We start from the raw sequence: 15,619 nt of genomic DNA on the forward strand, positions 1-15,619 counted from the left end.
GTCGAGACATTCACAAGGCCAGTTCCCATTCTTGGTTCAACCGAGTACGCATGATGTCCAAGTTACGTTCCCTGATCGTGTGGTCCGTGGTCTTCACGCAGGTCTGGTCGCCGGTGCTGGCGCAGACCCTGCCGATCTCGGTGGACAGAAGCGTGCCGGGCGCCAAGCCCTTCGTGAGCGTCAGCCATGGCGTGCCGGTGGTCAACATCGCGCCGCCTTCGGCCGGCGGCGTGTCTAACAACCGCTACACGCAATTCAACGTCGGCCCATCCGGTGTGGTGCTCAACAACAGCGGCGGCGCCAGCCAGACGCAACTGGCCGGGCAAGTGTCGGGCAATCTCATGCTGGGCAATCGGCATGCGGGCACCATTCTCAACCAGGTCACCGCGCCCAACCCGTCGCAATTGCTCGGCACGTTGGAAGTGGCGGGCAATCGGGCCAACATCATCGTCGCCAACCCGGCGGGCATCACCTGCAATGGCTGCGGATTCCTGAACGCGGACCGCGCCACGTTGACCACCGGCAAGCCGCGCGTCGGGCCCGACGGCGGCATTGGCTTCGATGTGGCGGGAGGCCGGCTCGCGGTCGAAGGGCAAGGCCTGAACGGCATGAACCTCAGCCAGGTGGACCTGCTCGCGCGCACGCTGGAGATCAACGCGGGCATCTGGGCGAACCGGCTGAACGTGACGGCTGGCGCATCGCGCGTTGACTATGGCTCGGACGCCATATCCGCGCAGGCCGGTGACGGCCCCGCGCCCATCGTGGCGCTGGACACCGCCGCGCTGGGCGGCATGTACGCCAACAGCATCCGCCTGATCGGCACCGAGGCCGGCGTGGGCGTGAACATCGGCGGCAATCTGGCCGCGCTGACGGGCGATCTGCAGGTCAATGCCGCCGGCGATGTGCGCATTGCGCCGCGCGCCACTGTGCAGGCGGCCGGCGATCTGCGCATGCGCAGCGGCGGCGAACTGGCCGTGCAGGGCGCGGCGCAGGCGACAGGCGCGGCCGCGCTCGTCGCCACGCGCAACGTGACGATCCCGGGCGCGGTCGGCGCGGGCTCGTCGCTGAGTATCGAGGCGGGCGGCGATGCGGCGGTGGGCGCACAAGGCAGCCTGCGCACCCAGGGCGCCTTGCGCGTGGCCGCAGGCCGGGATCTTTCGCTGTCGGGAGGCCTGCTAACGTCCGGACAGGACGCGCGCGCGCAATCGGGCCGCAATCTGACGGTGGCCGCTCAGGCGGCAATGCCGGGCGGAGCCACCGAAAGCGGCGCCGGCGCGGACGCGGAGGCAGGTGCGCAGCCGGGCAAGCCATTCGGCCCAGCCACGCCCAGCGAGCCGCCCGGCGGCGTATCCACGGTGGACGGCGTGGTGTCCGCGCAAGATGGCGTCACGCTGCAAGCGGGCCGCGACCTGGTGCTGCCGCAACAGGTGCTGGTGTCGGGAACGCTGCTCACCGAGGCAGACGGGCGCGTGGCCTTGGCGGCCGGCACGCAATTACAGTCGGCCGGCAACGTGACGATACGAGCGAGCCAGGACATTGCCCTGGGCGGTGCGGTCCTGACCGACGCGGCGCTGAGCCTGATCAGTGGCGGCGATCTGGTGCAGGGCGCGGCGGGCAGGCTGCAAGGCAAGCAGGTGCAGGCCAGTGCCGGCCGCGACCTGGCCTTGGGCGGCGCATGGGTGTCCGCAGCCGATGCCCAGGCGCGGGCCACGCGCGATATGCGCTTGGACGGAAAACTCAGCGCCGGTGGATCGTTGGATCTGGATGCGGGGCGTCATCTGCGGGTTGGCGCCGACGGGCAAGCAGACGCGTCGGGCCAGGCGCGCATGCACGCGGCCGGCGACCTCTCGCTGGCTGGCCTCGCGCAAAGCAATGCTGGCCTGACCTTGTCATCCGGCCGTGATCTGCAGGTCGATGGCGGCGCGTTGGCCGATGGCGGCTCCGTGTCCATGACCGCTGGCCAGGCGTTGACGCTAGGCGCCGCGAGCCGCGTGCAAGGTGGGGACCTCATCGCGCGCGCGGGCAGCGATGTGGACGCCCGAGGCGAAATGGGCGCGCAGGGTGATATCGGGCTCCTGTCCGGCCGCGATCTGCGGCTTTCGGGCAAGAGCGCCGCCTCGGGCAATCTCGGCCTGCAGGCCAGGCGCGACCTGTTCGCCGACGCCAATGGGCTTTGGGAGGCGAACTGCGGCGCAACTATCGAGGCCGGGCACGATGCGGCATGGGCAGGCACCTTGCGCGCCAATCGCGGCATCGCGCTGGATGCCGCGCGCCGGCTGTCCGTCGACGGCCTCGTCACCACGGCCGAAGGCGGGCTGCTGAGCGCGGCGGGGGACGCGTTGTCCATCGGCGTGACGGGCCGCCTGATTTCCAGGGATCGCCTGGGGGTGACGGCGGGCGCGGACCTGGTGATCGATGGCGAACTCAGTTCGTTGGACGAACTGTCTGTGCAGGCGGCGCGCGATGCGCGGGCCGGCGGCAAGCTGCATGCCACGACCTCGTTGCGCATGGCGGCCGGTGGCGACCTTGCCCTGCTGCGCGGCGCCAGCGTCCGCAGCGATGGCGAAGTGGCGCTGCACGCCGACCAGGATCTGGCGCTGGCCGGCATGGCGGCGGCGGACGGTGGCATGGTCTTGAACGGGGCGCGTGACCTGACGATGGCGGGCGAGGCATTCGCTTTCGGCGGGCGGTTGCGCCTGGAGGTTAGCCAGAATGCGCGGTTGGAAGCGGGCAGCCGCCTGCAAGGCCTGGGCGTGGACGCGCGCGCTGGTGGCGACTTGAGCCAGGATGGCCAACTGGTGTCCTTCGCGGACATCAATCTGGCTGCCGGCCATGACCTGAGCGCAGGCGGCGGAATCGTTGCCGATGGCAAGCTGGATCTGTCCGCTCAGGGCGACGCGCGGATTGGCGAGGCGGGGCGTCTGCAATCGGCGGGTCTGGCCACGCTGCGCGCGGACGGCGAAGTCGCCGTCGCCGGCGAACTGCGCGGCGATGGCGGCACGGCGGTCAATGCGGGCGGCACGCTGAATGTGCAGGGCTTGATCGCGTCGGCGCAAGGTGCGCTGACCATGAATGCCGAACAGGACCTGACGTTGGGCGCGAACGGCAGCGCCTTGGCGAGCGGCCCATTGAAGGCGCAGGCCGGCGGGGCGTTGGCCAGCGCGGGAATGCTGTCATCGCTAGCCGACCTGGCATTGGAGGCAAGCAGGAACCTGACCTTGCAGGGCCAGAGTCTCGCCACCGGCGACATGCGCCTGAATGCGGGTGGCAGGCTCGTCAGTGCCTCCAGCGCGCAGACGCAGGCCAACGGCGCGTTGAGCGTGAACGCCGATTCGGCGATGCTGGCCGGCCAGGTTGTCGCTGGGGGCGTGACCAATCTGCGCACGAACGGCGAACTGCTCCTGGACGGTAGCTTGCTGGCACCCGGGAACACACTCACGCTGGCCAGCGGCGGCGATCTGAAACTGGCCGCATCCAGCGCCATGAAGGCGGGCGGACGGCTGACCGCGCGAGCTGGCGGCGCGTTGCTTGCCGACGGCGCGATACAGGGCGACAGCGATATTCACCTGTCCGCCACGTCGGACGCGGTGCTGAACGGCAACACGGCCGCCAACGGCCTGTTGAACGTCATGGCAGGCAAGGGCCTGGGCGACCTGCGGGTCGGGCAAGACGCGCACCTGCGGGCGGCCACCACGTTGGACATGCGCGCAGGCCGCGACCTGACCGTCGCGGGGACGCTGGCTTCGACCGCGGATCTGACGCTGGCCGCTGCGCGCGACATACGCGTGGATGGCGTGGCGGCCAGCGACGCGGGTTTGACCTTGACCGGGCGCGACATCACGGTGGGCGACCCGGGCCTGATCCAGGCGGCCGCCACCATGGCTGGCGTGGCCGACCGCTCGATGACGATCGCGGGCCGCGCGGTGGCGGGCCGTACGCAATCGCTGGGCGCGGGCGAGCGCCTGTCGATCGCGGGCACGGTCGCGGCCTTGCAGGGCGATCTGTCTCTGGCTGCCACGCGCGGCGATGCCATCTTCGGCGCGGCATCGCGTCAACAGGCGGGCGGCTCGCTCATGTTGACGGCGGGCGGCGCATTGCAGATGTCGGGCAGCAGCAGCGCCGGCCAGGATTTGTTCTTGCGCGCCGGCACTGATGCCCAGCTCGATGGCGTGATCGCCACGCGGCAAGGCACGCTCGCGGCCACCGCCGCCCGCGACCTGCGGATAGCGGCGGGCGGCCGCCTGCAAGCAGGCGCCGGACTGGCCCTGGCGGCTGGCGACATCCTGACGCATGCGGGTGTCGCCGTTGCGGGCGCACAGGCAGACCTGAGCGCCAATACCGCATTGAGCAATACCGGCTCGGTGCTCGCCGCCGGTGATCTGCGCGTTCGCGTTCCGGGTCTGCTGCACAACGCCGGCCGCCTGGTGGCCGGTGTCGACGCCGATGGCGGATTGCGCCTGCCAGGCGGCCTCCAGGTCGACGCGGGCACGATCCAGCATCCTGGCGTCAGCCTGGCCGGCAAGGACATGACGTTGTCCGCCAATGGGTTGCAGCTTGACGGCGGCGCGCTGTCGGCGATGGGCCAGATGACGCTGGCCGTCACGGGCGACATCGACACAGCCGGGGCCCTCCTGCACGCCGGGGCGTTGGATCTGTCGGCGGTTCACCTGCGCAACCCGGGTGGCGCGCTCACCGCCACGGGCGCGGCCCGCATCCGCCTGGGCGCGGGCCTGGACAACACCAACGGCAAGCTGATCGCCGCCGGCCATGCGCGCGTGGACGCAGCCAGCATCGACAACCGCGACGGAACGCTCGCCGGCGGCGATCTGACCATCGTCACCCCGGGCGCGGTCGACAACCGCAGTGGCCTGATCCAGGCGGACGGCACGCTAGCGCTGTCGGCCGCAAGCCTGGACAACCGCGCAGCCACCGCGCCGGCCGTGCCGGTTCGTGGCTTGCTGGGCCGAGTGGTCGCCGTCGAGGCTGACGGCATCAACAATCAGGGCGGCGCGATCAACGCCATCGAAGGCCTGTCGCTCAAGGCCCGTGACATTGACAACACCGCGGGCCGGATCGTCTCGCAAGGCGATGCCAGCATCGAGACCGACGTCCTGCAAAACGGCCGAGGCGAGCTGGCGGCGGGCCGGAACCTGGCGCTCGGCATCAAGGCCTCGCGGACCCTGGGCGCGCTGCGCGCGGGCGGCGATCTGTTGCTGGATTACGCCGGCTCGCTGAACCTGGATAGCGATATCACCGCGGGCCGTGACCTGACACTGAAGCTGGGCGGCGCGCTTGATAACCGGGCGCGCGTCAGTGCCGGGCGCGACCTCGGCATCCGCGCCGAGTCGTTCGTGAACCATGAGACGGGCGAATGGATTGCCGGCCGTGGCAACACGATTGATGTCGCCAACGGGCTGGTCAATGAAGGCCTGATCGATGGCAAGACCACCCGCATTGCGGCCGGCTTTGTGGATAACCGGGGCCGCATTTACGGCGACCAGGTATCGATCGGCGCCGGCACACTGATCAACACGGTTGGAACCAAGGGCGCGGCGGTGATCGCCTCGCGAGCGGACATGGATCTGGGCGCTGGCTCGCTCGTCAACGAGCAGGGCGCCCTGATTTACTCGGCGGCGGACCTGCGAGTGGGCGGCGCGCTGGACGCGGTAGGTACCGCCACGGGCCAGGCCGCGCGGGTGCGCAACAGCGCGGCGACGATCGAGGCGGCAGGTCAGGCCAGCATCGCCGCGTCGCTGATCGAGAACTTGAATCCCAGCTATGCGAGCCGGACTGAACAGGTTTCGTCCGAGCCGAAATTCTATTTCCGGCAGGTCAATCAGGACCGGCAGGAGTTCGGGCCGTTGATGGACGGCAGCGAGTTCTTCTGGGTGTGCCATGAGTACCGGGGAATCTGCTCGCAGAATCCCGCGCAGGGCGTGGGCAAGCAGAACTGGCTGCTGCTATTGCCACCCAGCGAGAAGTACCCGGCCGCGCGCTATGGGCCGCCCTTCGACTATGGCGTGCCGAACTGGTATGGAGACTGGGGCCTGGATCCGACGGCGACCACCTGGCCGATCGCGCCCTCGTACACCCCGGCGGAGCCGGGCTGCGCGGGCATGGCCGACGACGACTGCGATATCCCGCAAGACCTCTTCGCCTACGCCCCGGATGCACGGATCTGGTCGGTCTTCGGGGTCACCCCGCCCGACGGTCCGATGCCGCAATGGGATGAAACCGAACCGGCGGCATGCCGTAACGGCAAATCATCGGTTTGCGAAGCCTATGCCGCGCGCCGCGGCGCGTATGAGCAAGCCTACGCCGACTACAAGGCGCGGCACCTCGAACTCGACACACGCATCAAGGCCTTCAACCGCGACGTGAACGACCGCTGGCAACACGCGTTCATGTACTACCGCGTCAATGAGACGGTTGTCGAGACCCGGACGGTGTCGTCCGATCCCGGGCAGATCCTGTCTGGCGCCGCGATGACCTTGACCGGGGCGGTCACCAACGACAAGAGCCGCATCGCCGCCGGCGGCGCGCTGTCCGTGGTCGGACCCGCCATCGACAACATCGGCGCCAGCGGCACGCACACCGTGACGCGCGAAGGCGTCATGACCTTGAGCTTCGAGAAGCAGCGGCACGCGCGCAAATCCACGCGCTGGGAAAGCAGTAGCCCCTACGCCAGCACCTTGGCGGCCGAAGCGATTGACCTGCCGGTCGCCACCGCGACGGGCGGCGCCGCCCTGACGCTGTCGGGCGGCGCGCCGGCCGCGACCCCCATAGGCGCGCCGGAGCCGGTGCGGGTCTTCAGTGTCGACCTGCCGGGCGGCAAGGCCATCCGCACCGTTGCCCGTCCGGCCGGTATTCCCGACAACCAGCTCTTCGTGGTCAACAGGCAGCCGCAGGCGCCCTACCTGGTGGCGACCGACCCGCGCTTTACTGCCGGCCACGCCCACGTCTCCAGCGACTACCTGCTCGATCTGCTGCGGCAGCCCGGCACGCTGCCTGAGGCCTCGGCCGGCGAGAACGCGGGCGGTGGCGATCGCCGCGCCGGCGATCCCGTCCTGGTATCGCCACCCGCGCGCCAGAACGGCGATATGGCAGGCGCGGGGGACGCCGTGACGGTGGCACATCTGGGCGGCTGGGACGACCTGATCCCGCCGGGCGCCAAGTTCCTCACGCCGGCGGGCCAGCCCCGGCGCCTGGGCGACGGATTCCATGAGCAAAAGGTGGTATCCGACCAGATTCTCGCCACCAGCGGCCAGCGCTTCCTGGAGAACTACAGCAATCAGGATGCGCAGTACAAGGCCTTGCTCGCGGCCGGCGCCCGCTTCGCGCAGGCGCACGGCATCAAGCTGGGCGCCAGGCTGACCGAAGCCCAGCAGCAGTTGCTGCTCACCGATCTGGTATGGCTGGTGGAACAGCCCGTGACCCTGGCCGATGGCAGCGTCCAGTCGGTGCTGGTGCCGCAGGTGTATCTCCTGGTCCGGAAGGACGACCTGAAGGGGGACGGCACGTTGATCGCCGGGCGCGACGTCGACATTGCCGCCGAGGGCGATTTCGTCAACAGTGGCGCCGTCGCGGGGCGTCAAGCCACCGTGATCCGCGCCGGCAACATCGTCAACCGGGCCGGCGGCACTCTCCAGGCGGGCGGCACCATCGACCTGATCGCGCGCCAAGACATGACCAATCTGGCATCGCTGATCAAAGGCGACAAGATTGGCGTGAGCGCCGGACGCGACATTGCGCTTACCTCGACCTCGGCGTCCGAACGCGCCAGCAATACCTGGGGCACCTATCTCACGGGCAAGGCGCGGATCGACGCGGGCAGCCTGGACGTGCGGGCGGGGCGCGACCTGCGCCTGACCACGGCGCAAATCGCCGCCCGGGACGACGCGCGCCTGCAAGCCGGCCGCGACGTCAACATGGCCACCCTGACCGAGCGCAAGGGCGAACGCCTCGAGCGTGACCCGCGCAACCGCTACGAACTGAGCACAGGCCGCGAGATCGGCGCGGCGCTTGCCGCCGGCGGCAGCCTGGCCCTGGTGGCGGGCCGGGACATCAACGCGCGCGCGGCCGATGTCACCGCGGGCAAGCATCTGGCGGTGCAAGCCGGGCGCGACATCAACGCGACGGCCGGCGTGCGGACGCAGCACTCCTACATCGAGTCCTACAGCAAGCAGCACGGCTTCCTGTCCAGCCGTTCCAATCACATGGTCAACGCCATCACGACCGAGCGGGCGCAGGCCACGACCTTCACGGGCGACACGGCAACGCTGACGGCCGGCCGTGACGTAGCGGTCAGCGGCTCGAACCTGGGCGCGCAGCATGACCTGGCGGTGTCGGGCGCGCGGGATGTGAAGATCACCGCCGGCGCCAACACCATGGACATCCGCCACTACGAGCAGGACAAGCAGTCCGGCTTGGGCGCGATGGGCGGGTTGAGCTACGGCACGCGCAGGCAAACCGACTCGCTCGATGGCAAGAACGTGTTCCATACCGCGAGCATGGTGGGCAGCGTTGAGGGCGACACGCTGATTCGCGCGAACCGCGCGCTGAACCTGACGGGCAGCAACATCGTGGCGCGCCAGGGCGATGTGGCGCTGATCGGGCGCGGCGTCAATATCGCCGCGGCGATCGACACCACGCGCGACAAGGAATACCACGAGGTCAAGCAGTCCGGCGTCAGCATCAACGCCAGGACACCCGTGATCGATGCGATGCAGACGGCGGGAAAAATGCACCAGGCCGCCGGCAAGACCGACAACAAGGTCATGCAGGGCCTGGCGCTGGCGACCACGGGTATGGCCGCGCTCAATGCCTACGACTCGGTGATGGCGGATCCCAAGAGCGCCGGCGGCGCAAGCCTGAGCATCGACCTGGGCGCCAGCAAGAGCCAGAGCGCCACGGACCGCGCGTCTGCATCGACGGCCGGATCGACCGTGGCCGCCGGCAGGGATATCACGCTCCTGGCCCGGGGCGCTGGGGCCGCTTCGGACATTGCGGTCGCGGGATCGCGCTTGTCGGCGGGCGGCAATGCCTTGCTTGAGGCCGAGGGAAGCATCCTGCTGCGGGCCGCGCAAAACACATACGAGCAGCGCACAAAGAACAAGAGTTCCAGCGCAAGCGTGGGTATCGGCGTGTCGGCCGATAGCGAGAACGGGGCTGGCGTCATGGTCAGCATCGGCGTCAGCGGCGCTCGCGGCCATGCCGATGGCCGGGATGCGAGTTGGGCCTACAGCAACGTGAGCGCTGGCGATGTGCTTGCGCTGCACTCCGGCGGCGACACCTCCTTGATCGGCGCGGCGGCACAGGCCGACCGGATCATGGCGTTGGTAGGCGGTGGCTTGCGCATCGAGACCTTGCAGGATGTCAGCACGTACGCCTCCAAGCAGCAGAGCGCCGGTGCCCAAGCCAAGATCTGCGTTTATGGCTACTGCAAGAGTTCCGTATCCGGCAACGTGGCGCAAGGCCGGATGGACAGCAACTTCAAGTCCGCCAGCGAACAGGCGGGACTGAAGGCCGGTGACGGCGGATTCCAGTTGGATGTCGCGCGAAACACGACATTGATCGGCGGGCTGATATCCAGCAGCGAGCGCGCGGCGCTCGATGGCCGAAACGCGCTCACTACCGGCACGCTGGTCGTTCAGGACGTCAAGAACACGGCGCGATACAAGGCCGACCAGATTGCGCTCAGCGGGGGCTATAGCTGGGGCGGCGATGGCGGGGGCGCACCCAAGAAAGACGACGCAGGCAAAGCGGACGTAGGCGCGAACACCCACGGCCAGGCGGCGGGCGGCGCCGACAAGGCGCGAGACCCGGCCGACAAGAGCGGCGCGTCGGCAGGCCTGCCTGTCGTCGTGGGCGCGTCCGGCAATGCCAGCTCGACCACGCGCAGCGCGATCAGCGGCGGCAATGTCGTGATTCGCGATGAGGCCGCGCAGCAGGATCTGACGGGGATGACGGCGGTACAGACGATCGCTGCGCTGAATCGCGACACGTCGTCGGATACGTTGAATGCGCTCAAGCCGATCTTCGACAAGAAGAAGATCGAGGCGGGGTTCGAGATTGCGTCGGAGGCTCAGAAGCAGGTCGGGCAGTTCCTGGAAACGCGGGCCAGGGAAGCCAAAGCGCTGGAAGATGCGCTGAAGAACGAACCTGAAGGACCGCGTCGAGATCAATTAAAGCAAGCTTTTGAGGATGCGAAGACGTGGGGGCCGGGTGGCGAGAGCCGTCGCTGGCTGACTGCGATCTTGGGAGCTGTGAGCGGCAATGTGACCGGCGCGGCCGGTGACGCGATCCAGGCGACCGCAGTCAATTATCTGCAAGGGTTGGCGGCATCCGAGGTGAAGCAAATCGTCTCGGCGGTGGGCGACGGCCCCATGGCGGAGACGGCTCGCGCCGCCATGCACGCGATTGTGGGTTGCGCGGGCGCGGCAGGCAAAGGCAGCGATTGCGGCGCGGGCGCGCTGGGCGCGGGTTCCGGTGCGGTGCTGAATGCGCTGTTGGCGGGCGATGCCTCGAAGATGACCCCGGAAGAGAAGGAAGTTCGTCGCAACCTGATCGGCTCGCTGGTGGCGGGGATTGCGGAAACGTCAGGCGTCTCGGGCGCGGAGGCAGTCTTCGCGGCGATCAATGAAACGGAAAACAACTATCTCAAGCCGGATGAGTTGAAGTTGTACCTTGCGGCGCGGCAGGTATTGAAGGATTGCGCCGGGGATGTTTGCGTGCAAGCCCGCAAGGAAGTGGATCGGCTCAATGCCATCAGTGTGAACCGCAACAACGGGGCGGAACGCGCTTGCATTGAGAACCCGCAGGCATGCGCGGCGGTGGCGCAAGTGCTGCGCGCCGATATCACAGCCCTGGAGACACAGGCCAACAGCCTGGACCGCACGGAAGCAGCCACGGCCGCCAACAATCTGCTGCAGGCGCGCACGCAGTACTACACGAACCTGGAATTGCGGGCGCTTGCCGCCGAGCAGGCGCGCGAGCGCGAGGGCCAGGGATCATGGCTGAATACGCTGTCCAAGGAAGATCTGTCTGCGAGTGGCTATCTGACGGCGCAGGAGGTGCAGGATCTGGAAGCGATGCGAAGCCAGGGACTGAAGGTGGGGGTTCTGGCGGTATTGCCGGCGGTGGCCGATGGCGTGATGAAGGGGATCGGATCGGTTGGGGGGCGGCGGGTGCAATTGGCGCCTGAGAAGGCGAAATCTCCAAACTTGAATGGTGCAAAAGATGAAGGCGCAGGCTTTAGTGGTGGTAAGCCGACTGTTCCAGGTGATCCGTATAACCCAAGCACTGTTTCTGAGCGGTCCGGATTAAACAGAAATAATTATGGGCGGGAAAATTCTACTGATGAATTTCCTGCCGGTCTTCCCAATTACGCAAACCACTCCACTGCAAAGAATTATCAGTCTAGGGTGCCGCGAGACTTGAATGAGCAGATTTTGTGGAACAGAGTTAAAGAGAATCCCTCTGCTGGTCGAGACACCAAGCTGGCTGGTGACAAAGATTTTCCACGAGCTGAGGGGTGGAAAAAAATGGAAGTGAGCCACAGATTGCCTAGCGGAGAGAACATAACCATTCATTATCAGTACAATTCCGCGACGGGAAAAGCATACGATATGAAAATTACTACCCCTCAACCATTGCCTCCCGCACTCCAGCCCGGGAAAACCTTAGAGTAATGCGAAATGATTATTAAAGAGCTAGGACGCGAAGAGCCGGTGCAGGTATATGGAGTGTATTGGATTAATAGTGAAAGATTTTATTGGGTCATTCCCTATGAGGGTTACGGTGGTTTGATGGCACTCGGTGATAAGGATGTCAAGATCGTTGACTCTTCCTTATCAAGTGATCTTATCCTCTGCAAAGATGGGGACGGGTCGGACATGATTTTGCACTGGGCTGCGGAAGGCTTGATCGATGATTTGGCTGAGCGTGATCCAATAGCGATGGCCGAGTTTTTAAGGCGCTTAAAGAGTTGATAGTTGGTAGCGAGCGACTTCCGGGGTTATCGGAGGTCGGTAGAGTCGTATGCCGGTGCAGATAGCCAACTGAAGCGGACGTGAGGGGATTGTTACCGCAGGTCAAAAATAGAGGTCCCCGCGATGAGTGAATTGGAAAAAAGAATGCAAGCTGTTCTGGACGAGATTTCGCAATATCTTGTCCCCGATACAGAAAGAAATGTCAGAGAGCTGCTTGTGCACGGGGAGGCAGGAATAGCTTTGGAACTACTCTGCTCTCAATTGGCGGAGTTCGATATAGCTATTCCACTGAAAATCAAAGAGCAGCTCGCGGTGTTTGCGAAGGATATGGGTATAGAGGTTAGTGAGTTGCAGGAGTTGAGGTCTTTTACGGGAGTTTCACGAGATGGCTCCTATTGAGCCATCGGTGCGAAATGAACCTCCCGGGTGTTTCGCAGAGGTCAGTCAGCTTGAGTCAGACTGCGCCGACCAGCCCCCCGCTCACGCGCGCACCTGAAAACTCACCTGCCCCGGCCGCCCCGGCAGGTTCAACGTCGCCGTGGCCGGCGGCGTTGTCGCCACGACCACCCCGGCGCGCAGCACCATCAGGCGCGTGGCGCGCAGGCGCAGCGCCTCGACCGGGTCGCGGGCCTGCAGCAGCACCATATCGGCGCGCTTGCCCACTTCCAGCCCGGTCTCGTCCAGGCCCAGGATCTTCGCCGGCGTGGCCGTGACGGCCTGGAAACAGGCGCGCATGGCGTCCTGCCCGGTCATCTGCGCCACGATTCGTCCGCTATTGCGCCTGCTGACGGAATGGCACGGCGTGCCGCCCGGCCTATCGGACCCGTTCCCATCGCTAGTAGCGGGGGACGTTGGATAAGTTGAGCGCGCAATTACACGTTGAGCAATCGGCGCCCCTGCACGCGGCCGCCTCGACCTGATCCACGCCTGGGTCCGGGCCGGTCCCGTGTCCGTTTACGCCCCTGTTCCCCTTATGTCTGCGCTGCGTTCAGGCCGCACTACTCGCTGGCCGACAACGAGGCCTCAACGAGCGGCTTCGCCCAATCGGGCGTGTCCCGCATCTCCCCTAGCGAAGTGGGATAGAGCACCTGGCCATCGTCCACGTAGAGGGCCAGAGCCGGCTCAGGTACGGCCTCGCCAGGCTCCACGTCCACGCTGTTGTCGTAGACCCGCAGACTGACCAGGTGCGGCATCAATTTCAGCAGATTGCGGTAGGACGTCTTGCAGCGCTCGCGGATGCGTTCTTCGGGGATGTCGTGGCCACCGCGCGCCACCCGGGCCTGCACACGCGCAATATGGTGCTCGGCGTCGCGCAGGCCGCAGTACCAGACCAGCACATCGTGGGTCGACGCCGCGGCGATGAGCTTTTCCACGATGGTCTGGCCGCCCAGGGTGGTTTCGAAGGCGAACGACCCGCCCGCCGCGACTGCCGCGTCCAGCCGCCGCACCCCTTCCGCCCACGCTTCCGCATTGGCCTGATCTTGGGACCGGCCCAAGCGCTGTACAAGCTCACGAGCGAAGGTGTCAGGGTTGAACCAGGCCATGCCGGCCTGAGTCAGGATATGGCCGCCCACTGAGCTTTTGCCGGCGCCATTCACTCCCGCCAGCACATACAGAATTGGGCGTTCCATCAAAACGTGGAGCCGGCCTTAACTCGACCAGCCAACGGGCCTGGGTTGCGCATAACGCTTCGCAGGCGCTCAGCCGCGTCGGGGGCGGACAGCGCGGCAAGTCGTTGATCGAAGCTGCGGCGCAGTTCTTCGACCGGGTCCGGCACGGCGGCCTGGGCAGCGTTCAGCGCGTCTATGATGCGCGTGTACTCGGCCACCGTCATGATCACGGCCTCCGGCTCATCGTGGTTCGTGACGACGAGCTTTCCTTCGGCGGCGGCAAGACTGCGGACGACACCCCGCCAGCCGTCCTTCTTGACTGCCGAAGCAGGCTTCGCCGGCAGGCGGGCGATAGGTTCAGCGAGCAATGCGGAAGCAGCCATGATCGTTCTCCCAACGAGGGCTTTCGAATCGGCCTTGATGGCCTCTTGGTCAATTTTACCCTTTTTGGCCTTTTATCATTAATTGCCCTCTTGGACCGCTCATGCCGACCCTTTCTTATATGGGGCCGGATAAACCGCGCCGCGTCACCATGTCGCGATTGATTGCAGTGAGCGAAGACATCGTCTTGAGCGTGTCGGGTTTGCGCACCATGGCAGAGAAGACCGGTGCCCCCCACGTCAACGCCGCGGGCCTGTTCTGACGCAAAGGCTTCCGTCGGTTGGTCGCTGTTCCATTCGGAGGGGGACAGCACAAAGCCGAAGCCGCCATGGGCCAGTCCCCCTACATCCTCAGCGCACCTGAAAACTCACCTGCCCCGGCCGCCCCGGCAGGTTCAAGGTCGCCGTGGCCGGCGGCGTCGTCGCCACGACCTCCCCGGCGCGCAGCACCATGAGGCGCGTTGCGCGCAGGCGCAGCGCCTCGACCGGGTCGCGGGCCTGCAGCAGCACCATATCGGCGCGCTTGCCCACTTCCAGCCCAGTCTCGTCCAGGCCCAGGATCTTCGCCGGCGTGGCCGTGACGGCCTGGAAACAGGCGCGCATGGCGTCCTGCCCGGTCATCTGCGCCACGTGCAGCCCCATGTGCGCCACTTCCAGCATGTCGCCCGAACCCAGGCTGTACCAGGGGTCCATCACGCAGTCGTGGCCGAAGGCCACCGGCACGCCGGCGGCCAGCAGCTCGGGCACGCGGGTCATGCCGCGGCGCTTCGGGTAGGTGTCGTGACGGCCCTGCAGCGTGATGTTGATGAGCGGGTTGGCGATGGCCGACACGCCGGCCTCGCGCATCAGCGGAATCAGCTTGGACACGTAGTAGTTGTCCATCGAGTGCATCGAGGTCAGGTGCGAGCCCGTGACGCGGCCCTGCAGGCCCAGGCGCTGCGTGTGATAGGCCAGCGTCTCGATGTGGCGCGACAGCGGGTCGTCGCTTTCGTCGCAGTGCATGTCCACGCGCAGGCCGCGCTCGGCCGCCAGTTCGCACAGGATGCGCACCGATTCGGCGCCGTCCTGCATGGTGCGCTCGAAGTGCGGAATGCCGCCGACCACGTCCACGCCCATGTCCAGCGCGCGCTTCAGGTTATCGAGCGCGCCCGGCGCGCGCAGCACGCCGTCCTGCGGGAAGGCGACCAGTTGCAGGTCCAGGTACGGCTTGACCTGCTCGCGCACGTGCAGCAGCGCTTCCACCGCCAGCAGGCGCGGGTCGCACACGTCGACGTGCGAGCGGATCGCCAGCAGGCCGCGCGCCACCGCCCAGTCGCAATAGGCCAGCGCGCGCTCGACCAGCGCTTCCTGCGTCAGCAGCGGCTTGAGTTCACCCCACAGCGCGATGCCTTCGAGCAGCGTGCCCGATTGGTTCACGCGCGGCAGGCCGAACGACAGGGTCGAGTCCATGTGGAAGTGGGCGTCGACGAACGGCGAAGTCACCAGTTGGCCGGCGGCGTCGACGGTCTGCGCGGCCTCGGCCTTCAGCGCCGGTTCGAGCGCCACGATGCGGCCCTGGGCCACGCCGATGTCGATGTGCTGGCGGCCGTCCGGCAGCGTGCAGTTCTTGAGGATCAGATCGAGCATAGTCAAACCTTGT

At 66.8% G+C, this 15,619-nt stretch carries 7 protein-coding genes and 1 pseudogene; 4 read left to right on the forward strand and 4 right to left on the reverse strand.

The window, feature by feature from the left end; translation table 11 throughout:
- Positions 1 to 50: 50 nt before the first annotated feature.
- From HV742_RS32120 to HV742_RS17935, 3 genes are all read left to right on the forward strand, one after another.
- Positions 51 to 11,690, forward strand: a complete 11,640-nt coding sequence (locus tag HV742_RS32120) for a two-partner secretion domain-containing protein (protein ID WP_217482410.1) — start codon at positions 51 to 53, stop codon at positions 11,688 to 11,690.
- A gap of 6 nt (positions 11,691 to 11,696) precedes the next feature.
- Positions 11,697 to 11,990, forward strand: a complete 294-nt coding sequence (locus HV742_RS17930; RefSeq protein ID WP_175146038.1) for a hypothetical protein — start codon at positions 11,697 to 11,699, stop codon at positions 11,988 to 11,990.
- 144 nt (positions 11,991 to 12,134) lie between these two features.
- Positions 12,135 to 12,389: a MafI family immunity protein gene (locus tag HV742_RS17935; protein ID WP_175146039.1), complete on the forward strand. Its 255-nt coding sequence runs from the start codon at positions 12,135 to 12,137 to the stop codon at positions 12,387 to 12,389.
- Positions 12,390 to 12,470: 81 nt separating this feature from the next.
- Here HV742_RS17935 and HV742_RS17940 read toward each other — a convergent pair.
- From HV742_RS17940 to HV742_RS17950, 3 genes and pseudogenes are all read right to left on the reverse strand, one after another.
- A pseudogene (locus HV742_RS17940) lies at positions 12,471 to 12,761 on the reverse strand (amidohydrolase family protein); the annotation flags it as partial.
- Positions 12,762 to 12,988: 227 nt separating this feature from the next.
- Positions 12,989 to 13,621 carry an ATPase gene (locus HV742_RS17945; RefSeq protein ID WP_175146040.1) on the reverse strand — a complete coding sequence of 211 codons (633 nt, stop codon included), beginning with the start codon at positions 13,619 to 13,621 and terminating at the stop codon, positions 12,989 to 12,991.
- Positions 13,621 to 13,983, reverse strand: a complete 363-nt coding sequence (locus HV742_RS17950) for a hypothetical protein (protein WP_049070384.1) — start codon at positions 13,981 to 13,983, stop codon at positions 13,621 to 13,623. Before HV742_RS17950 ends, HV742_RS17945 begins: the two co-directional genes overlap by 1 nt.
- Before the next feature lie 101 nt (positions 13,984 to 14,084).
- Between HV742_RS17950 and HV742_RS17955 the strand changes: the two genes are divergently transcribed.
- Positions 14,085 to 14,243 carry a hypothetical protein gene (locus tag HV742_RS17955; RefSeq protein WP_175146041.1) on the forward strand — a complete coding sequence of 53 codons (159 nt, stop codon included), beginning with the start codon at positions 14,085 to 14,087 and terminating at the stop codon, positions 14,241 to 14,243.
- An 88-nt stretch (positions 14,244 to 14,331) separates the two neighbouring features.
- On the opposite strand, the gene HV742_RS17960 is transcribed toward HV742_RS17955, so the two are convergent.
- Entirely contained in the window at positions 14,332 to 15,606 is a 1,275-nt protein-coding gene (locus tag HV742_RS17960) for an amidohydrolase family protein (RefSeq protein ID WP_175146042.1), read from the reverse strand.
- Positions 15,607 to 15,619: the final 13 nt, after the last annotated feature.

The organism is Achromobacter ruhlandii, from assembly GCF_902859695.1.
Lineage (GTDB): Bacteria > Pseudomonadota > Gammaproteobacteria > Burkholderiales > Burkholderiaceae_B > Achromobacter > Achromobacter ruhlandii.